The following is a 19,286-nucleotide window of genomic DNA, read 5'->3' on the forward strand; positions in this document are numbered from 1 at the left end:
TCGGCGCCGGGCGCTTTTACTTGAAGCGGTAGGTGATGCGGCCCTTGGTCAGGTCATAGGGGGTCATCTCGACCAGGACCTTGTCGCCGGCGAGAACGCGGATGCGGTTCTTGCGCATGCGGCCAGCGGTGTGGGCGATGATTTCGTGCTCGTTTTCGAGCTTGACCCGGAAAGTCGCGTTCGGCAGAAGCTCGACGACGACGCCCGGAAATTCAAGTACTTCTTCTTTTGCCATGTATGTCGTTTCTTTTCCTTGTTGCGTTGCCGGAAGACCGGTCAAAACGCCACGACCCCGCAGGGGCTTGACGCCGGCGGGGAAGTGCCAGTTTCATTGAGTTGCAGCCCTGGCGCAGCGGGTGAACGCGCGGAGAACTGCGGGATTTGCGGCGGAACCTACACAATAGTTCGCCGTTTGTGAACCTTGTTTGCTGGCATGAACGCTTTTTGTTCCGTCCAGCCCGCAAGGCCTGCGCCGCGCCGATCAGCCGCGCCAGTAGAGCACGCAAAACAGGGTGAAGAGCCGTCGCGCGGTGTCGAAATCCATCTCGATCTTGCCCTTCAGCCGGTCCTGCAGCGTTTGCGAGCCTTCGTTGTGGACGCCGCGCCTGCCCATGTCGATCGCCTCGATCTTGGCGGGGGAGGCGGATTTGATCGCTTCGTAATAGCTGTCGCAGATCATGAAATAGTCCTTCACGATCCGCCGGAACGGCGTCAGCGACAGAATATGGGTCGCGACCTTCTCGCCGTTTTCGAGCGTGATGTCGAACACCAGCCGCTTCTCGATGATCGAGAGCGTCAGCTTGTAGGGGCCGCCGGCATGGCCGACCGGTTTGAAGTGGTTTTCCTCCAGGAGATCGAAAATCGCGACCGCGCGTTCGTGCTCGACATCGGGCGAGGCCCGGCCGATGCTCTCGTCGAGTTCGACATCGCTCAGCCTGAATTCGCCCTCGCTCATTGCTATTCCTTGCGGTTGAGGCGGATGGATACCGATCGCCCGTGGGCGGACAACCCTTCGCATTCTGCAAGCTCGATGGCCGCCGGCGCAAGCGCATTCAGCTGGTCGGGGCCAAGTTTCAGGATCGAGGTGCGCTTCATGAAGTCGAGTACCGACAGGCCGGAGGAAAACCGGGCGGAGCGGGCGGTCGGCAGAACATGGTTGGAGCCGCCGACATAATCGCCGATCGCCTCCGGCGTGAAATGGCCGACGAAGATGGCGCCGGCATTGCGCACGGAGGGGATCAGCGCGTCCGGGTCATCGACGGCGAGCTCCAGATGCTCCGGCGCGATGCGGTTTGCGATCGGCATGGCGGTATCGAGATCCGGCACGGTGATGATCGCGCCGAAATCGCGCCAGCTCGCAGCCGCGATCTCGGCCCGGGGCAACGTCTTCAACTGCCGCTCCACGGCCTCTTCAACGGCGCGGCCCAGTGCCGCATCGGTGGTGATCAGGATCGCCTGCGCGCCGGTATCGTGTTCTGCTTGGGCCAGAAGATCGGCCGCGATCCAGTCGGGATTGTTGTCGCCGTCGGCGATCACCAGCACCTCGGAGGGGCCGGCGATCATGTCGATGCCGACCGTGCCGAACACGGCGCGCTTGGCGGCGGCCACATAGGCATTGCCGGGGCCGACGATCTTGGAGACCGGCGCGATGGTTTCGGTGCCGTAGGCAAGGGCCGCCACCGCCTGTGCGCCGCCGATGCGGTAGATCTCAGTGACGCCGGCGATCTTGGCGGCCGCAAGCACGGCCGGATTGACCGCGCCCTTCATCGCCGGCACCACCATGACGACGCGCTCCGCGCCCGCGACCTTCGCCGGAACCGCATTCATCAGAACCGAACTCGGATAGCTCGCCGTGCCGCCCGGCACGTAGAGCCCGACCGCCTCGACCGCCGTCCAGCGATGGCCGAGCCCGACACCGATATCGTCCTCGTAGAAATCGTCCTTCGGCAGTTGCCTTGCGTGGTGGCTGCGGATGCGCTTTTCGGAAAGAGTCAGCGCTTCGATCACCTTGGGGTCGACCGCCGCATGGGCGGCTTCGATCTCGTCCGCGCCGACCCGCATCGGGGTGACGGCCAAGTCGATGCTGTCGAAACGGGCCGAGTAATCGGCAAGGGCGGCATCCCCTTCGGCGCGCACGCGGGCGAGGATCGTCTCGACGACGTCGGAAACATCCTTCGAGACCTCGCGCTTCATCGAAAGCAGGTCCTTGAAGGCGCTCTCGAAACCGTCATCCGCCGCGTTTAGCCAGATCGCCATATTTGCCTCGGTCACTCAATTGAAGAAAGGGTCAGCGGAAGGGTTCAGCGCGGGTGGTGCGGTCTGGCGCGGGCTTCCCAGCTACCGGAAAGATCGCTCATCAGCGCCTCGATGCACTCGACATCCGCCACGATCTCGCCGCCGCCCGACAGCGTCAGCACGATCGAGCCTTCCGGCCCATCGCCGGTCTTCTCGAACTGGATCGACAGCAGATTGTTGACCGCGTCGCGGGCATCGCGTTCCAGCCCGATGCTGCGCACCGCCTTCACCCGCTTGAACACCAGCGCCGCGCGCCGCCGCTCGGGCTTTTTGAAGAAGCCGCGCTTCTTTTCCCAGACGAAACGGTTGGTGAGAAGCTGAAGCTGCCCGGCCACCTTGGAGAACGACACATCCGGCGAGAGAAAGACGGCATCCTGCATATGCGCCGAAATCACGGCGAGGTCTTCCTCGTCGAGCGCCATAAGCTTCAGGGGATCGGTCGTCATTGCATAAATTCCCGGCGATTGGTGTTTACACCGAGATAGAGCCAAGGGAGGGATTTCGCAACCGCTCGACCCCGTCCCCGGCCAGTTTATCGGCGTCAGTCGGAAATCCGCTCGATTTCGGCGCCGCAATTGGTGAGTTTTTCTTCCAGACGCTCGAAACCGCGGTCGAGATGGTAGACGCGCGAGACATTGGTTTCGCCCTTTGCGGCAAGCCCGGCGATTACCAAAGACACGGATGCGCGCAGATCGGTCGCCATCACCGGCGCGCCGTGGAGCTCCTTGACGCCGCGAATGGTCGCCGTCTGGCCGGACAGTGCGATATCGGCGCCGAGGCGTGCCAGTTCCTGCACATGCATGAACCGGTTTTCGAAAATGGTCTCGACGATCCGCGCCGTGCCCTTGGCGCGGGTCATCAGCGCCATGAACTGCGCCTGGAGGTCGGTCGGAAAACCGGGGTAGGGCTCGGTGGTGACGTCCACCGGGCAGATATCATCGCCGTGGCCGACGATATGGATGCCGGTTTCGGTGGTGGTGATCTCCGCGCCGGCGGCGCTCAGCGCGGCGAGTGCCGCCGAAAGCAGCTTGGCATCGGTATTTTCAAGCGTGACTTCGCCGCCGGTCATGGCGACCGCCATGGCATAGGTGCCGGTCTCGATCCGGTCCGGCAGCACGGTATGGCGCGCGCCGGAAAGCGAGGTGACGCCCTCGATGGTGATCGTGGTCGTGCCCGCGCCCTCGATCTTCGCGCCCATGGCCTTCAGGCAGTTGGCGAGGTCGATGATTTCAGGTTCGCGCGCGGCGTTTTCCAGAACGGTGGTGCCATTGGCGAGCGTCGCAGCCATCATCAGCGTGTGGGTGGCGCCGACCGAGACCTTGGGGAACACATAGCGCCCGCCGGCAAGCCCGCCCTTGGGCGCCTTCGCCTCGACATAGCCGCTGTCGATCTCGATCTCCGCGCCCATCGCCTTGAGGCCCTCGATGAACAGGTCGACAGGGCGGGTGCCGATCGCGCAGCCGCCGGGCAGCGAGACCCGGGCAATGCCCTCGCGCGCCAGAAGCGGGCCGATGACCCAGAACGAGGCGCGCATCTTGCGCACCAGTTCATAGGACGCGGTGGTGTCGGTAATCGTCGGGCAGGAGAAATGAATGGTGCGGGCATAGCCGTCGCCCTGGCGCTCGCGCCGGCCCTTGACCGAGATATCGACGCCATGGCTGCCGAGAATGCGCATCAGCGATTCGACATCGGCCAGATGCGGCACGTTCTCCAGCGTCAGCGTGTCGCTGGTGAGCAGCGAGGCGATCATCAGAGGCAGGGCGGCGTTCTTCGCGCCGGAGATGGGGATGACGCCCTTGAGCGGGTTGCCGCCGACTACTCTGATTCTATCCATATGATGTCAATCCGGGGCAGGCCCGGCCTCTCCTTGAAGCTATGGGGCGTCGCATTAGACGAAACGGCCCGTATGATCAATCGCATTGGTTGACAAGTCGTTGCCGAAACCGGCGGATTTGCGCGAGATTGAATGAGTTGCGCGGGATAGGCCCAAGGGACCGGCCAAAAATGGCAGGGGCGTGGCGGACATGGCGGAAAGCGCCGGGTCAATTCGCCAGGGTTAATCCTCTGTGTTCTTCCGGCTACTGGAGGCCGGCAGGCCGTCGGTCTCGTCGGCCGCGCCCTTGCGGCGCGCGCGCGACTGCTGCTTGCGCCGCATCAGGTTTTCCCTGAGCTTCTGCGCCGCGCGGGCCTTGCGTTCTTCTGCGGCGCGCTCGGATGCTTTCTTGCTCGGCTTGTCGTCCATGGCTGTTATCGTTTCGGCAAAACGGTTGGGATCGGAAAGAATTATCCTGAAGCGTCTTGCACTCGAAGTCGAGCTATGGCAATAGGCCGCTTGCCTGCACCGGACCGGTGCCGGAAACCTTCCGCAAGTCGGAAATACGGGCTGCCGTAGCTCAGGGGTAGAGCACTCCCTTGGTAAGGGAGAGGTCGAGAGTTCAAATCTCTCCGGCAGCACCAGTCATAACTCACGTATCATTCCAAGAGTTTCGATCCGGCTGCGCTGGCTTCTGCCTGGTTGCGCGGCAGTTTTCTGCTTCCATTCCGGAGCCCTGCGTTTTTTGCATAGGCGCAATGCTCAAACGTCTCTGTTCGCGTTCGGATCAATCGATTATATCCCGGGTCAAGACGAATTGATGAGCGTCAATCAGACGCTGCCGAACGAAGGAGAATGACAATGGGTGTTACGCGCACTTTCAACAACTGGATGAAGTACCGCCAGACTGTTGCCGAGCTTGACCGCATGTCGACCCGCGAGCTCTCCGATCTCGGCATCAACCGTCAGGATATCCGTCGGGTTGCCCGCAAGGCTTCCTTCTGACACGACAAAATTCGGAATTCGTGGGGCATCCTCCTCCTCCTCCCAAATGCCCCTCGATAGGTCGGTGATCCTCCTCCTCCTCCCAAATCACCGGCCAACCAAAATGACGCTCACCGGATCCTCCTCCCCCGGTGAGCGTTATTTTTTTGTCTTGATGGCAGCGTCATGACCGATCCGCATCCCTCTTCCGTACCGGAAATATCAAGCCTTGCGTTCAGTGCATAGGACTGTTGCTTTTGCCTATCTGCCAGGCAGCCGTTGAAACGCCTATATCGGGATTGTCGAAAGACAGGGATGCGCCGCAAGGAATGCGACGCCAGAAACCTTCAAACGAAGGGAGATAGACATGAGCATGGCACGTAGCTTCAACAGCTGGATGAAATACCGTCAGACCGTCAGCGAACTCAATCGCATGAACAGCCGCGAGCTGGCCGATCTCGGTATCAACCGCGAAGACATTCGTAACATTGCCCGCAAAGCGGTCAAGTAAGCGATAGCGGTTCAGCCGCCCAAAGCCGGCGGCACATTTTTCCCCTGCGCCCTCTGCCCATCCTCCCGGGCAGGGGGCGTTCTTTTTGGGCCTAACGAATGCGCTTTCTTCGCGCGCGCGGACCAGCAGGCGCCGGCGTTTCCACCGCGCTCATCGCGTCAACCGTACCGAAATTTAAAAAATTAGCGTCTTGCCCAGCGCGGCAATGTCGCGTAACAAAGCGGCTATCGAATTTGTTTGTTAAGTTACGTCTGCGCGAAAGCGCCCAGAACGATCTTCTATCAAAGTCGAGCAAATGCATGATGTAGATCATGTGATCTTTGAACGCACGATTTGAAAGGAAATCGTTATGAGCGTCGGAACCGTAAAATTCTTCAATTCCACCAAGGGCTATGGCTTCATCGAGCCGGAAGATGGCAGCAAGGACGTATTCGTTCACATCTCCGCCGTTGAGCGCTCCGGCATGACCACGCTTTCGGAAGGCCAGAAGGTCAATTTCGAAGTCGTCGCCGACCGCCGCACCGGCAAGAGCGCCGCTGAAAACCTCAGCGCCGCCTGATTGGCGAAAGCCATCGGCTGAAATTGAAAACCCTCCGAGGCGATCGCTTCGGAGGGTTTTTGGTTTACTGACAAACCTATCCTTTTTTACGGGCGTCATCCTCGGCCCTGTGCCGAGGATCTAACCACCTTTCCGCACGAGCGGCGTTGGCGTTTGGTCGTGGCGTGTAGTGAAATAGAGTTTTCGTCCGAGACGCTTGTCGTGTTGATACGTGCTTAGATGCTCGGGACAGGCCCGAGCATGACGGATGAGAGTGGGACGAATCCCGTCGGCCCTCCGAGGCGCCGCTTCGGAGGGGTTGTCAGGGATCGATATGCTACTTGTCCGTGCCCAGTTCGGTTGCAGTCTCGTAGCCTTCCATCTCGATTGTCTTGATATCGGCGGCATCGAGGTCCTGCGCCTTCAGGTCGACAAAGCGGATGCTGCTGTTGTCGTAGGTGCGGAAATAGAAGCGCTGCTTCTCCAAGTCGTTGGCCGTCGTCCACTGCGTGTAATCCTGATGCACCTGGCCATCGGCGTCGGTTTCGCGGATCGCGCCCTTCGGAATATCGAAATTGTTCAGGATGTGGAACGCCTCAAAGACATCGTCCTCACTGGTCGCGCCCTGGTCCACGCCGGTCTGGAACAGCGCCGCGCGCACGAAACGCGAGGGTGAGGTGAAGTCGCCCGGCACGCCCAGCATGCCCGTGCCTTCTCCGAAGCCGGTGATCTTGACGTTGCCGAATTGCTTGGGTGGAACGTTGTCATAGCTCAGATTGACGTAGTTCTTCAGATTGGTCATGTGCCAGTCGAAGGGCGGGTTGTTGGTGATCACGCCGACTTCGTTGTCATGGATGTTCAACTCGCCGTCGACATATTCGACGACGATGGTGTTGCCGGCGGCGTCGGTGATGACATAGTGCAGCGGCAAAACGATACCGAAATGCGCGAAGGTGACCGGTGCCACGGTGATATCGGAAAGCGCGGCCTTGGCCTCCTCGACCGTCGCGAAATTATCGAGAATGTAGGAGCCGAGCTGCCAGGGGGCCAGCGTGCTGTTCTGCGCATCGGCGGTATAGGGCTGGTAGCCGGCCGACTGGCTGAAATAGAAGATGCCGATCGAAAGGCCCTTTTCGTTGAGGCCGTCGACGATGACCGGCATGTCGACGCCGTTGGTGCCCACACTTGCGTATTTCGAGGTCCAGGTCAGGCCGGGCTTGCCGTCCGGGGTTTCGCCGACGCGTTCGAAATTGCGCGGCGAGACGATCACGTTGGACTGAAGGTCGACGCCGAATTCCATCGTGCGCGCACGCACGACCGAGCCGTCCTTGGCCATCAGCGTGATGCCGGTGCAGGCGTCCGCCGTCGAGGCAAGCAGCATTGTGGATGCCAGCGCGCCCGCCGTAAATCGGATGCACTTGGAAATTTTCGTTCTGAACATGGTCTTCTCCGGTGTTTCGGTGTCGGCCCTGTGTGTCGCCGGTCTCGGTCTCACAGGCGTTCTGGCGCGCAATAGCCGATGAAGACCGGGCTAGCAGATAGCGGTTTGCGCGTCTGCACACGTTAACGGAGAGCAGCGGGCCGCTGGCGCAATTCTCAGGGAATTATGCAATATAAACAATCGCCTGAGGGCTGGATGCCGGCGCGGCTGGTCGCTGGAGACACCAAAAAAAGTCCGACGCCTTTGAACGCGCGCATGGCTGCAGCCACGCGCGCGCTGATCCTTGGCATTATCGCACCAGCAGAACCGGGATCTTGCAGGCGCGCAGAACGGCCGTCGTGGTGGAGCCGATCACCAGCGTGCGGATGCGCGAATGGCCGTAGGCACCCATCACCAGAAGATCGGTCTTTTCCTCCGCGGTAACCTCCTCGATCACCGTTTCGGCGTGGCCGGGGCGGATGACGAGCCGGGCGGCGACATTGGCGGCCGCGAGCCGCTTGACGGCATCCGCCGCCTTTTGCGCCAGCTGGTCGCTCTCCTTGCAGACGGCAAGCAGCGTCACGTCGGTCTTTTCCAGGATCGGGCTTGAGGTTACCCGCTCCACCGCCTTTTCGGCGCTCGCGCCGCCATCATAGGCGATCAGCACCTTGTGGATCGGTTTGAACGCGCGGGCGGCAACGAAGACCGGGCGCTTGGCGGTGCGCACCGCCCGCTCCAGGTTGGAGCCGAGATGACCGGAGGCGAAATCCGCGCCTTCGCCACGCTTGCCGATCACGATCAGCCGCGAATCCGAGCCGACGTCCTCGATTGCCTCGACGAAATCGCCATTGCGCATCTTGGTGGTGACGGCGGTGACGCCTTCCACCGAAAGCCGCTCGACGGCGGCTTCCAGCAGCAGCCGGCCGCGCTGTTGCGCAAGCTTGGCATTCTGCGCATCCGCCTCGGCAAGCTCCTCCAGCAGCGCCGACCGCGCGCCAAGGCCGATGGAGCCGGAGAGGTTGGTATGCGCCTGGCCACTGCGCTCCAGTACATGCACCAGCTCGACGGAGATGCCCAGTTGCCCGGCTATCCATGCGGCATGGTCGCACACGCTTTCGGCATAATTCGAGGCATCGATGAAAGCTGTCAGCTTTTCCATTTCCATATCCTCCTCTAGTGGCCCTGTTGCTTCATGTATTCTTCGAGCGCGTCCGGCTTGTCGTGGACGGCGAGACGGTCGACGATCGTGGCGCTCGCCTCGTTGAGGCCGATAACCTCCACATCCGCGCCCTCGCGGCGGAATTTCATCACAACCATGTCCAGCGCCGCAACACTGGAAATATCCCAGATATGGGCGCGGGTGAGGTCGATCACCACTTTTTCAAGCACTTCGCGGAAGTCGAAGGCGGCGTTGAAATCCTCCACCGAGGCGAAGAACAACTGTCCCTCCACATGGTAGGTCCGGGTCTTGCCGTCCTCGGAAAGCGCCGAACGCACGCCGAAGAACTGCGCGATCTTCCAGGCGAAGAAAATGCCGGAGAGCAGCACGCCGACGAGCACGCCGATGGCAAGGTTGTGGGTGGCGACCACCACCGCGACCACCGCGATCATGACGACCGAGGAGGAACGCGGGTGATCCTTGAGGTTCCTGATCGAGGACCATGAGAAGGTGCCGATCGAGACCATGATCATCACGGCCACCAGCGCCGGCATCGGGATCTGGCGCACCCACTGGTCGAGCACGACCACCAGGATCAGCAGCACCACGCCGGCGATGAAGGTCGAAAGCCGGCCGCGGCCGCCGGATTTGATGTTGATCATCGACTGGCCGATCATTGCGCAGCCGGCCATGCCGCCGATGAAGCCGGTGCAGAAATTGGCGATGCCCTGGCCGGCGCATTCCTGGTTGCGGTTGGAACGCGTGTCGGTCAGGTCGTCGATCAGCTGCGCGGTCATCAGGCTTTCCAAGAGGCCGACGACGGCGACGGCGAGCGAATAGGGCAGGATGATCAGCAGCGTTTCAAGCGTGAACGGCACCATCGGCAGGTGGAAGAACGGGAAGCTTTCCGGCAGTTCGCCCATATCGCCGACATTGCGGACATCGAGGCCGAGGGCGACGGCGACGATGGTGATCGTGACGATCGCCACCAGCGGCGAGGGCACGGCCTTGGTGAAGCGCGGCAGGATGTAGATGATCGCGAGCGCACCTGCCACCAGAACATAAGTCATCGGCGTGACGTCGATCAGCTCCGGCAATTGCGCCATGAAGATCAGGATCGCCAGCGCATTGACGAAGCCGGTCATCACCGAGCGCGAGACGAAGCGCATCAGCGCGCCGAGTTTCAGCACCCCGAAGATCACCTGAATGACGCCGGCAAGCACGGTGGCGGCCAGCAGATATTCCAGCCCGTGGCCGGCGACCAGCGGCGTCATCAAGACGGCGGTGGCTGCCGTTGCCGCCGAGATCATGCCCGGACGGCCGCCGACAAAGGCGATGATCACCGCGATCGAGAACGAGGCGAACAGGCCGACCTTGGGGTCGACGCCGGCGATGATGGAAAAGGCGATGGCTTCCGGAATGAGCGCCATCGCCACGACGAGGCCGGAGAGAATATCGGCACGCGGCGTGCCGAACCACTCGCGGCGGTACGTGGAGAGCGAAAATGACATGTATGGTCCCTGAAATACTGTTTGCGGCGGGCAGCGCCCGGCTTTGGGAGGAAACAGGTTTCAACGGTTGTCCGGCGGATCGGCGGCCGGAAGAGCCACCCGGATTTTCACCGGGTCCGGGGTTCAATGCGGCTTTCAATAGCGGGGAGCCGGGCCGGGGGCAAGGTTCGGGCGCGCAAAATATGGCGGAAATGCGCCAGCCGGACGGCCTAAGCGACATTTGGCCCCTAACGCCTTGGGGAACCAAAGGCCCTGCCTCCCCGTTGCAATCGCGTAAAGAGTATTTGTATCCGGAGCATGGACCATGGCCTCGAGAGCGATTTGGAAAGGGCAGATGCGGTTGTCGCTGGTGTCGATCGCGGTGGAACTTCATTCGGCCACCAGCCGGGCGTCCAATATATCCTTTCGCCAGATCCATAGGCCCACGGGCAAGAGGGTGCGTTATGAGAAGGTGGTCGAGGGCGTCGGGCCGGTCGATGCCGACGATATCGTCAAGGGTTACGAGCAGAATGACGAGTATATCCTGATCGACCCCGAGGAAGTGGACGCGATCAAGCTAGAGACCAAGAAAACCTTCGAACTGGTGCAATTCGTCGGCTCCTGCGAAATCCCGCCGATCTATTACGACAAACCCTATTATATCGTACCCGCCGATGATCTGGCGGAGGACGCCTACCGGGTGATCCGCGATGCGCTGAGGCGCTCGGAGAAGACCGCGCTTGGCCAGCTCACCATGCGCGGCAAGGAGTATCTCGCCGCCGTGCGCCCCTGCGGCGACGGGTTGCTGCTGGAGACGCTGCATTACGCCGACGAGATCCGCAATGCCGATCCGCTGTTCTCGTCGATCGAGGACGAGGCGAGCGACGACGAATTGCTTGAGGTCGCCACCTCGCTGATCGAGCGCAAGAGCGCGCCGTTCAAGGCGGAGAACTATCACGACCACTATCGCGAGGCGCTGACGGAGCTGTTGAAGGCCAAGCAGAAGAACCGCAAGACCCCGCGTGCCAGCGCCGACGAGAAGGACCGCGGCTCCGGCACCAGCGACAATGTGGTGGACCTGATGAGCGCGTTGAAGAAGAGCCTGGACGGCGCGAAATCCGGCAAATCCTCGTCCACCGCCAAGCGCGGTACGGCGGCGAAGAAGACCTCCGGAAACAAGTCATCGACAAAATCCACAGGCCGCAAGAAGGCATCGTGACATGGCCGCCCCCGACACGCTTGCCGAATACGAAACCCGTCGCGACTTTGAAAAGACGAAGGAGCCCAAGCGCGGCCGCGCCCGCAAGAGCCGCTCCGGCGACCTCAAATTCGTGGTGCAGAAGCACGACGCCCGCCGGCTGCATTTCGATTTCCGGCTGGAGTGGGACGGCGTGCTTTTAAGCTGGGCGGTCACCCGGGGCCCGAGCGACGACCCCGGCGAAAAGCGGCTGGCGGTGCGCACCGAGGACCATCCACTCGACTATGCCGATTTCGAGGGCACCATTCCCAAGGGGCAATATGGCGGTGGCACGGTGATGGTGTGGGACACCGGAAGCTGGGAGCCGCTGCATGACCCTGATGAGGGGCTGAAGCAGGGCAAGCTGCATTTCCGCCTGAAGGGCGAGCGCATGCAGGGCGGCTGGGCGCTGGTGAGGATGCGCGGCCGGCGCGGCGAGAAGCGCGAGAACTGGCTGCTGATCAAGGAGCGCGACGACAAGGCCGGTGAGGAGCCCGACCGGCTGACGGAGGACTTCGAGGACAGCGTCACCACCGGCCGCTCCTTCAGCGAGATCGAAGCCGGCCACGATGTGTGGAAACGCCGCACGAAAAAGCCCACTGACAAGCAGGAACCGCAGAAGAAAAAGCCGCGCGTAAAGGCGAAATTCCCCGCCTTCCGCAAACCCCAGCTCGCCACGCTCTATGATGAAGCGCCCGACGGCGAGGACTGGATCCACGAAACCAAGTTTGACGGCTACCGCTGCATCGCCGCCCTCAGCAATGGCGAGGCGCGGTTCTACACCCGCTCCGGCAAGGACTGGACGGAGAAATATGGCGATCTGGCCGAGGCCTTCGCGCCGCTTGAGGGCGAAAGCCTGCTGATTGACGGCGAGATCATGGCGGCCTCGGTGCCGAAGGATGGCTCCGCCTTTTCCGCCCTGCAGGCAGCGCTTCAGGATGGCGCGCCGCTGATTTTCTACGTCTTCGACATTCTGGAGCGCGACGGCAAATCGCTGACCGACCTGCCGCTGAGCGAGCGCAAACAGGCGCTGGAGGAGGCGCTGTCGCCGCTCGATACCGAAAAGGGGCCGATCCGGCTTTCCACTTGGGTCGAGGGCGATGGCCGGGATATCCTGGCAAAAATCTGCAAGGCCGGCGGCGAGGGGATCGTGTCGAAGCGGGCGGATGCGCGCTATCGCCACACCCGCACCAGCGCGTGGCGCAAGATAAAATGCTCGCGCCGGCAGGAATTCGTGATCGGCGGCTATTCGCCGTCTACGAAGAAAGGCCGGCCCTTTGCCTCGCTCCTCATCGGCCAGTATGATGATGACGGCGTGTTCTGCTATCGCGGCCGCGTCGGCACGGGGTTTGACGAGAAAACGCTGGATGATCTCGGCGACCGGCTGAAGCGCCTTGCCCGCAAGACCGCGCCTTTTGCCGAGGTGCCGCGCGCGATTGCCCGCGATGCGCGCTGGGTGACGCCGAAGCTTGCGGCGGAGATCGATTTCGCCGAGTTCACCGCCGATGGCCATGTCCGCCACGGCGCGTTTCTGGGCTTGAGAGAGGACAAGGAGGCTGGCGCGGTGCAGGCGGAGAAAGCGAAGGGCGACAAAGTCGCCGGCATCGAAATCACCCATCCGGACCGCCAGCTTTACGGCAAGGCCGGCGTCACCAAGGCCGATGTCGCGCGCCATTACGCGGCGGTCGGCAGCCGCATGCTGGAGATCGCCGGCCGCCGCCCGGTCTCTCTGTTTCGCTGCCCGTCGGGTATCGATGGCGAGAGCTTTTTCCAGAAACACGCAGGCAAGGGCTTTCCCGACGAACTCGCCCGCATCGACATCGAGGAGAAGGACGGCGACACCGGCGAATATCTCTATGCGAAGGATGTGACGGGCTTTGTCGCCGCAGCCCAGATGGGCACGATCGAGTTTCACGGCTGGGGCGCGCGCGCCGACAGGATCGAAGCGCCCGACCGGCTGATCTTCGACCTCGACCCGGATGAGGGCCTTGGCTTTACTGAGACGAAGAAGGCCGCCTTCGAGATGCGCGAAGCGCTTTCCGACATCGGCCTCAAATCGACCGCCATGGTCACCGGCGGCAAGGGCATCCACGTCATCGTGCCGTTGAAACGGACGGTGAGCTGGGACACGGTCAAGGCCTTCGCCAGGACCTTCGCCCATATGATGGCCGAAGAAGACCCCGAACGCTACATCGCCACCATGTCGAAGGAAAAGCGCAAGAACCGCATCTTCATCGACTGGCTCCGCAACGAACGCGGCGCCACCGCCATCCTCCCCTATTCCCTCCGCGCCCGCCCGAACGCCTCCGTGGCAACCCCCGTGACCTGGGAGGAACTGAACGACCTGAAAAGCGCCGCGACGTTCACGATCGGCGATATGGCAGGGCGGCTGAAGGGCAGGGACCCGGCGCTGGCGGTGAAGCCGCAGACGCTGGGGAAGGCGGTGATTGGAAGGCTGGAGAAGCGGGTGGGGTGAGGGGATGGAATGGAGCTGGGGGGACTTTCGGGTTTAGAACCAGCGATTAGCGAAGCGGACATTCCTGCTTGGAAGGTGCATCGTCACACCTGGCCTATGGCAGGCTTTGGGCCTGAAGTCCTGATGCTGCGGTGCAGCTTTCCTAAAGCAGACATTGATGGACCACCAATGCTGACGGTTCAACCTATGATAAACCTGCCAGATTTGCTCAGAGGTGTCAGCGCCAACCGACTAATCTCGGGCGAATCAATAGATCCGACGAACCGTGGCTATTTTCGAATTCAGGAGGCCGTGGAAGCATCCAGATATTGGTATTTGCCGAATTCTTGATCCGCTGTTACCTGTTGGCGACGCCAAGGAAAGGGAAGAGATGTTTCCAGTATCGGTTATAAACTCCAGCTTGTGGAGTAGTGCATTCAGGGATCAATCAGATCACAGCGATGTCATTCAGCGGCTTATAACGTCCCTAACCATCATGAGATCGAAGGCTGGCCAGCTATCGTCACTCGTCCGAGCAGATTTTCCTGATCTAACAGCACACGATGTTTCCCATTTGGATGCATTGTGGGAAGTCGGAAGTACGATTTGTGGGCCAAGTTATCCGATCAACCCACTCGAAGGTTTCATTCTCGGTGCCTCCATTTTGCTGCACGATACAGCTCTTAGTTTCACCGCGTATGAGGGCGGTGCTGATAAACTTCGTGAGACTACTGTTTGGAAAGACAACTATAGTTTTTATCATCGATCCAATCGAAGCGGTGATGATGAAGTTGCTCGAAATAACGCAGATTTTGCGACTGTTCGGTATCTTCATGCATCTGAATGCCGAGAGCTTGCAGTAAGAGAGTGGCGTAGAGATGACCGCAACGGGGAATACCTAATTGACGATGCTCATTTGAGAAATCACTATGGAGAGTTGATCGGTGACATCGCTGGCTCCCATCATTGGGATATTGACCATGTGGCCGATCATTTCAACGAACAAAAGAATCCGACTGGCGAGCTTCCACCGTCTTGGGTCGTTCATCCTCTAAAGTTGGCATGTATCCTGCGTTGCGCTGACGCCGGCCATATCGATGGCAGAAGAGCACCAGATTTCCTATTGTCGGTCCTAGCGCGCAACCGCGTCTCTCAAAGCCATTGGCTTGCACAGAACTACCTGAGCAGGTTGTGCGAGCATCAGGCGGACCGCTCTGGGCAAACGCTCTCAATCAATTCTACTAGGCCCTTCAAAGCCACAGAAGCACCAGCTTGGTGGGTAGCGAAAGAAGCTATCGATATTTTGTCTAAAGAAATCCGAGATAGTAACAAAGTCTTAGCGGACTACGAACGGCCTAATGCTCCGGCGTTTAAACGCAAGTTCGTCTACGGAGCTGAAGACACTGCGAGTCTGACTTTGCTCGTCACTACGCAGGGCTGGCACCCAACTGAGGCGAAAGTAAAGATTGGAAATGTTGAGTCGGTTGTGACTCAGCTTGGGGGGGATCAACTGTATGACGGTCAAACAAAGTTTGGCGTTGTTCTAAGAGAATTAATTCAAAACGCCAGAGATGCGATCTGTGCACGCCAAATCATTGAGCCGACATTCAAGAATGGTGCGGTTAAAGTTTCGCTTGAAAAATCAGACGATGGGTGGGTTCTGGTTGTTAAAGATAACGGTGTCGGTATGTCCGAGTCCACACTAACTGGGCATCTACTAGACTTCGGTTCAAGTTTCTGGAAGTCGCAGCTGATACAGTCTGAATGGCCAGGGTTACTTTCGTCAAGTTTCCAATCTTCAGGTAGATTTGGAATTGGCTTTTTTTCATCATTCATGATTGCTAACTCTTTAACCATATCATCGCGGCGGTTCTCGTCTGACATCACGAGCTTTAGGACACTTGAATTCCAGAATGGTATGACGCTCCGACCACTTCTTTCGTCAACGCTACCGCCCGATGTTAGCACCGATCTGTCCACCCGCGTTGCTGTCAAGTTAAACAGTGGTTTAGTCAATCAGTTGGGAGAAGTCTTGATGTTTGATGGCGGACACAGAGACCGGCGTACTGTTCCATTTTGTGATTTTTTGGGTGCGACAACTGCATTGCTCGATGTTCCGGTTTATTATCTGAACGAATCCGATCAGAGTGTGTTGCTTCCGAGTATGCCGGATCAGTTAGCCGACCATGCGATCGTACTTGATTGGATTTCCACTCTTAATGCGCACGAATATGGAGAAAAAATTAGCGAGCACATTGATCCGGAACGCGACTTAACTCGCTTGCGATATGTATACGACAATGAAAAGAAGGTGGGCTTGGCCGCGTTGGACATAGGTTATCGACAAGGATACTATTATTCCCACGGAATGGTGGGTATCTCGGGCCTTATATCTCTGGATGACGGTGGAAACAGCAACATCATTGGTGCGGTGAGTGTGCCACCCTCTGGAGCGGCACGAGAAACCCGAACAGACAACTGGATTCGCGCAATTGCGCACGCTTCGGCAAGTGCTTGGCTAGTCGAACAGGTAAGTATCCTAGCTGGAATGGACATCCAACTAAAAGATATTCAAGACACTATTCAGAACGTTGTTGGATGGGGCTTCGATGCGTACCCTATTTGGAAAGAGAACCAGTTCATGTTGGATGGAGAGGTTCACTTGGTAAAAAACTCTGATCTACTTGGTTTTGTCGGCAGCCGAACGATACTGTTTAACATAGATTTAAGGAGACACATGCGTCCAAATCAAGTAAATCAGCATATTTGGCTTGGACCCTCTGGATACAAAAGAAACTTTGACGACGAAATTCTATATTTAAATGAATTCACCATTCTGTCAGGCGATGACTATTGGGATGCAGATTACTCCAACCCTGATCTGGCCAATCAAAACTGTCTGATTGGATACTTCGAGAGATACATCCAATCTCAAGGATGCAGGTCTCGATGGGAAGAAGTCACCAGATCGATAAAAGATGAGGATGGTGGTGAGCGCGAGGTACGATACCTGGCACTAAACATTGAGCAATAGATGCGCGTATGCGGACAGGTGCACTCGACCAAGTTGATTGAAGTCTTGGACAGAGGTTTGTGTCAACAATGTCAGCTTTCTGCCTCGGGTCTTGGAATGCTTGTTATTGCAACGAACGAAAGCTCTCCGCCCGCTCCAGACATTTTTTCGACCCGCCACGGACGGCAGCTTTGCAAACCGGGCCGAGAACTCTTGAGCGTCCGAAACGAAGGTGCGGAGCGGACTGAGCTCTTCTCTTCACCCCCCAAGCGCCGCCCCCACCAGCGCCTTGGCATCGGCGCTATCCCATTCCGCCGGCCCGTTCATCGCGCCCAGCAAACACCCGTTCTCATCGATCAGCACCGTCGACGGCAGGCCGAAGGCCAGGCCTTGCTTTTTCAGGGTGTTGAAGGTCGTCATGGTTTCGTCGCGGTAGAAGGCGAGGGCGTTTATGCCGATGTCTTCGAGGAAGCGGAGCGGTTTTTCGTCGGTTCCGGTGTCGATGTTGACGGCGACTACCTCGAAGTTTTCGCCGCCCATATCGGCCTCCAGCCGGTCGAGCGCCGGCATTTCCTCGCGGCAGGGGATGCACCATGTGGCCCAGAGGTTCATCAGCACGGTCTTGCCGGAAAGGTCTTCAAGCGCGGTTTCGCCGTCGCTGTCGCGGAAGGCGAGGTTCGGGAGCTTTTGCGGCTTTTCGGCGGGGATGAAGGCGGCGACTTCGCCGATCGCGAGCGGCTTCAGGCGTTCGGCGGTCTCGGCGGCGGGTTTGCACTGGCTTTCGGCGAGATCGCCCATGCCATTGCCAGTCACGGCGTTTTTCACGTATACCGCGACGGCGCCGGCAATCAGGCCAGCGGCAAGCGCGATTAGAACCAGTTTGGCGGAGACCGGGCTTTTGCGGCTCTTCTTCTCTGTCATGTCATTCTCCAGATAGGCACTTCATGGCTTCCGACAACAGCACCTCGAACAAGATGTGGGGCGGACGTTTCGCCTCCGGTCCCGATGCGATCATGGAGGAGATAAATGCCTCCATCGATTTCGACAAGGCGCTCTATAACGAGGATATCGACGGCTCGATTGCGCACGCCACGATGCTTGCCGAAAAAGCCATCATTTCGAAAGAGGATGCCGGCTCAATTATCGAGGGTCTGACTACAATTCGCCGTGAGATCGAGGCGGGCGATTTCGCCTTCTCGCGCCAGCTCGAGGATATTCACATGAATATCGAGGCGCGGCTGCGCGAGCTGATCGGCCCCGCCGCCGGCCGCCTGCACACCGCCCGCTCGCGCAACGACCAGGTCGCGCTCGACTTTCGCCTGTGGGTGAAGAAGGAGCTGCAGCGCACGGAGGCGGCGCTCACTCGGCTGATCGGCGTGTTCTTGACGCGCGCGGAAGAGCATGCCGATACGGTGATGCCCGGCTTCACCCATCTGCAGACCGCCCAGCCCGTCACCTTCGGCCACCACTGCATGGCCTATGTCGAGATGTTCGGCCGCGACCGCGCCCGCGTGCGCCACGCGATCGAGCATCTGGACGAAAGCCCGATCGGGGCGGCAGCCCTTGCGGGCACCGGCTTTGCCATCGACCGGCACATGACGGCCGCCGCACTCGGCTTTTCCGGCGGGCCGACGCGCAATTCGATCGACACGGTGTCGGACCGCGATTTCGCGCTGGAGTTCCTGTCGCTCGCCTCGATCTGCGCCACGCATCTGTCGCGGCTGGCAGAGGAAATCGTGATCTGGTCGACGCCGCAGTTCAATTTCGTGCGGCTTTCGGATAGTTTTTCCACCGGTTCCTCGATCATGCCGCAGAAGAAGAACCCGGATGCCGCGGAGCTTGTGCGCGCCAAGACCGGCCGCATCAACGGGTCACTGGTGGCGCTTCTGACGGTGATGAAGGGCCTGCCGCTCGCCTATTCCAAGGATATGCAGGAAGACAAGGAGCAGGTGTTCGACGCCGCCCGCAGCCTCGATCTCGCGGTCGCCGCGATGACCGGCATGGTCGGCGATCTCACCGTCAATATGGATGCCATGAAGGCCGCCGCCGGCTCGGGCTTTTCCACCGCCACCGATCTGGCCGACTGGCTGGTGCGCGAGGCGGGCCTGCCGTTCCGCGACGCCCACCACGCGACGGGCGCCGCCGTGGCGCTGGCGGAAAAGAAGGGCTGCGATCTGGCGGAACTCTCGCTGGAAGAATTGCAGGGCATCAACCAGGCGATCACCGCGGGCATTTTCGACGTGCTGACCGTGGAGGCCTCCGTCGCCAGCCGCAAGAGCTTCGGCGGCACGGCCCCAGACGAGGTGAGGAAGCAGATCGCTTGGTGGCGCGAGCGGGTTTGAGGCAGGCCGCATAGCCCCCAAACCTTCTC

General features: G+C 60.0%; 17 protein-coding genes, 1 tRNA gene and 1 other annotated feature. Of the genes, 8 read left to right on the plus strand and 10 right to left on the minus strand.

Annotation, left to right across the window (positions count from 1 at the left end):
- Positions 1 to 16: 16 nt before the first annotated feature.
- The 6 genes from infA to Mame_RS11020 form a co-directional block, all read right to left on the minus strand.
- Complete coding sequence (gene infA / locus Mame_RS10995) at positions 17 to 235, minus strand: translation initiation factor IF-1 (RefSeq protein ID WP_018067566.1); 219 nt, start codon at positions 233 to 235, stop codon at positions 17 to 19.
- A gap of 246 nt (positions 236 to 481) precedes the next feature.
- Complete coding sequence (locus Mame_RS11000; RefSeq protein ID WP_018067565.1) at positions 482 to 955, minus strand: UPF0262 family protein; 474 nt, start codon at positions 953 to 955, stop codon at positions 482 to 484.
- A gap of 2 nt (positions 956 to 957) precedes the next feature.
- Entirely contained in the window at positions 958 to 2,256 is a 1,299-nt protein-coding gene (gene hisD / locus Mame_RS11005; protein WP_018067564.1) for a histidinol dehydrogenase, read from the minus strand.
- Between the two features lie 44 nt (positions 2,257 to 2,300).
- The gene (locus tag Mame_RS11010; RefSeq protein WP_018067563.1) at positions 2,301 to 2,741 is read right to left on the minus strand and encodes a DUF2948 family protein; all 441 of its coding nucleotides are present in this window, start codon (positions 2,739 to 2,741) and stop codon (positions 2,301 to 2,303) included.
- A gap of 95 nt (positions 2,742 to 2,836) precedes the next feature.
- Positions 2,837 to 4,129, minus strand: coding sequence for a UDP-N-acetylglucosamine 1-carboxyvinyltransferase (murA, locus tag Mame_RS11015; RefSeq protein WP_018067562.1), 1,293 nt, complete (start codon positions 4,127 to 4,129; stop codon positions 2,837 to 2,839).
- Positions 4,130 to 4,351: 222 nt separating this feature from the next.
- Positions 4,352 to 4,537, minus strand: a complete 186-nt coding sequence (locus Mame_RS11020; RefSeq protein ID WP_018067561.1) for a hypothetical protein — start codon at positions 4,535 to 4,537, stop codon at positions 4,352 to 4,354.
- Positions 4,538 to 4,677: 140 nt separating this feature from the next.
- On the opposite strand from Mame_RS11020, the gene Mame_RS11025 reads away from it, so the two are divergent.
- The 4 genes from Mame_RS11025 (at position 4,678) to Mame_RS11040 (ending at position 6,162) form a co-directional block, all read left to right on the plus strand.
- Positions 4,678 to 4,752, plus strand: a tRNA-Thr gene (locus Mame_RS11025).
- Between the two features lie 217 nt (positions 4,753 to 4,969).
- On the plus strand, positions 4,970 to 5,113 hold the full coding sequence (locus tag Mame_RS11030; protein ID WP_018067560.1) for a DUF1127 domain-containing protein: 144 nt from the start codon (positions 4,970 to 4,972) through the stop codon (positions 5,111 to 5,113).
- Positions 5,114 to 5,459: 346 nt separating this feature from the next.
- Entirely contained in the window at positions 5,460 to 5,603 is a 144-nt protein-coding gene (locus Mame_RS11035; RefSeq protein ID WP_018067559.1) for a DUF1127 domain-containing protein, read from the plus strand.
- Positions 5,604 to 5,952: 349 nt separating this feature from the next.
- On the plus strand, positions 5,953 to 6,162 hold the full coding sequence (locus Mame_RS11040) for a cold-shock protein (RefSeq protein WP_018067558.1): 210 nt from the start codon (positions 5,953 to 5,955) through the stop codon (positions 6,160 to 6,162).
- 316 nt (positions 6,163 to 6,478) lie between these two features.
- On the opposite strand, the gene Mame_RS11045 is transcribed toward Mame_RS11040, so the two are convergent.
- The 3 genes from Mame_RS11045 to Mame_RS11055 form a co-directional block, all read right to left on the minus strand.
- On the minus strand, positions 6,479 to 7,582 hold the full coding sequence (locus Mame_RS11045; protein WP_018067557.1) for a linear amide C-N hydrolase: 1,104 nt from the start codon (positions 7,580 to 7,582) through the stop codon (positions 6,479 to 6,481).
- A gap of 289 nt (positions 7,583 to 7,871) precedes the next feature.
- Positions 7,872 to 8,720 (minus strand): universal stress protein, encoded by an 849-nt coding sequence (locus Mame_RS11050; protein WP_026173956.1) that lies wholly within the window; start codon positions 8,718 to 8,720, stop codon positions 7,872 to 7,874.
- Positions 8,721 to 8,734: 14 nt separating this feature from the next.
- Entirely contained in the window at positions 8,735 to 10,231 is a 1,497-nt protein-coding gene (locus tag Mame_RS11055) for a SulP family inorganic anion transporter (protein ID WP_018067555.1), read from the minus strand.
- A gap of 65 nt (positions 10,232 to 10,296) precedes the next feature.
- Positions 10,297 to 10,352 (minus strand) — a sequence feature (sul1 is cis-regulatory element that is thought to sense ions involved in sulfur or methionine metabolism; They are found in Alphaproteobacteria).
- A gap of 213 nt (positions 10,353 to 10,565) precedes the next feature.
- Between Mame_RS11055 and ku the strand changes: the two genes are divergently transcribed.
- The 3 genes from ku to Mame_RS11070 all read left to right on the plus strand — a co-directional run bounded on the left by ku (position 10,566) and on the right by Mame_RS11070 (position 16,936).
- Positions 10,566 to 11,429: a non-homologous end joining protein Ku gene (gene ku, locus Mame_RS11060; RefSeq protein ID WP_018067554.1), complete on the plus strand. Its 864-nt coding sequence runs from the start codon at positions 10,566 to 10,568 to the stop codon at positions 11,427 to 11,429.
- 1 nt (position 11,430) lies between these two features.
- Positions 11,431 to 13,923 carry a DNA ligase D gene (gene ligD, locus Mame_RS11065; protein WP_018067553.1) on the plus strand — a complete coding sequence of 831 codons (2,493 nt, stop codon included), beginning with the start codon at positions 11,431 to 11,433 and terminating at the stop codon, positions 13,921 to 13,923.
- Between the two features lie 265 nt (positions 13,924 to 14,188).
- Entirely contained in the window at positions 14,189 to 16,936 is a 2,748-nt protein-coding gene (locus Mame_RS11070; RefSeq protein ID WP_155122084.1) for an HD domain-containing protein, read from the plus strand.
- A gap of 237 nt (positions 16,937 to 17,173) precedes the next feature.
- On the opposite strand, the gene tlpA is transcribed toward Mame_RS11070, so the two are convergent.
- Positions 17,174 to 17,836 carry a thiol:disulfide interchange protein TlpA gene (gene tlpA / locus Mame_RS11075; RefSeq protein WP_018067549.1) on the minus strand — a complete coding sequence of 221 codons (663 nt, stop codon included), beginning with the start codon at positions 17,834 to 17,836 and terminating at the stop codon, positions 17,174 to 17,176.
- Between the two features lie 23 nt (positions 17,837 to 17,859).
- Between tlpA and argH the strand changes: the two genes are divergently transcribed.
- The gene (argH, locus tag Mame_RS11080) at positions 17,860 to 19,257 is read left to right on the plus strand and encodes an argininosuccinate lyase (protein ID WP_018067548.1); all 1,398 of its coding nucleotides are present in this window, start codon (positions 17,860 to 17,862) and stop codon (positions 19,255 to 19,257) included.
- Positions 19,258 to 19,286: the final 29 nt, after the last annotated feature.

The sequence above is a fragment of the Martelella mediterranea DSM 17316 genome (assembly GCF_002043005.1).
Classification (GTDB): domain Bacteria; phylum Pseudomonadota; class Alphaproteobacteria; order Rhizobiales; family Rhizobiaceae; genus Martelella; species Martelella mediterranea.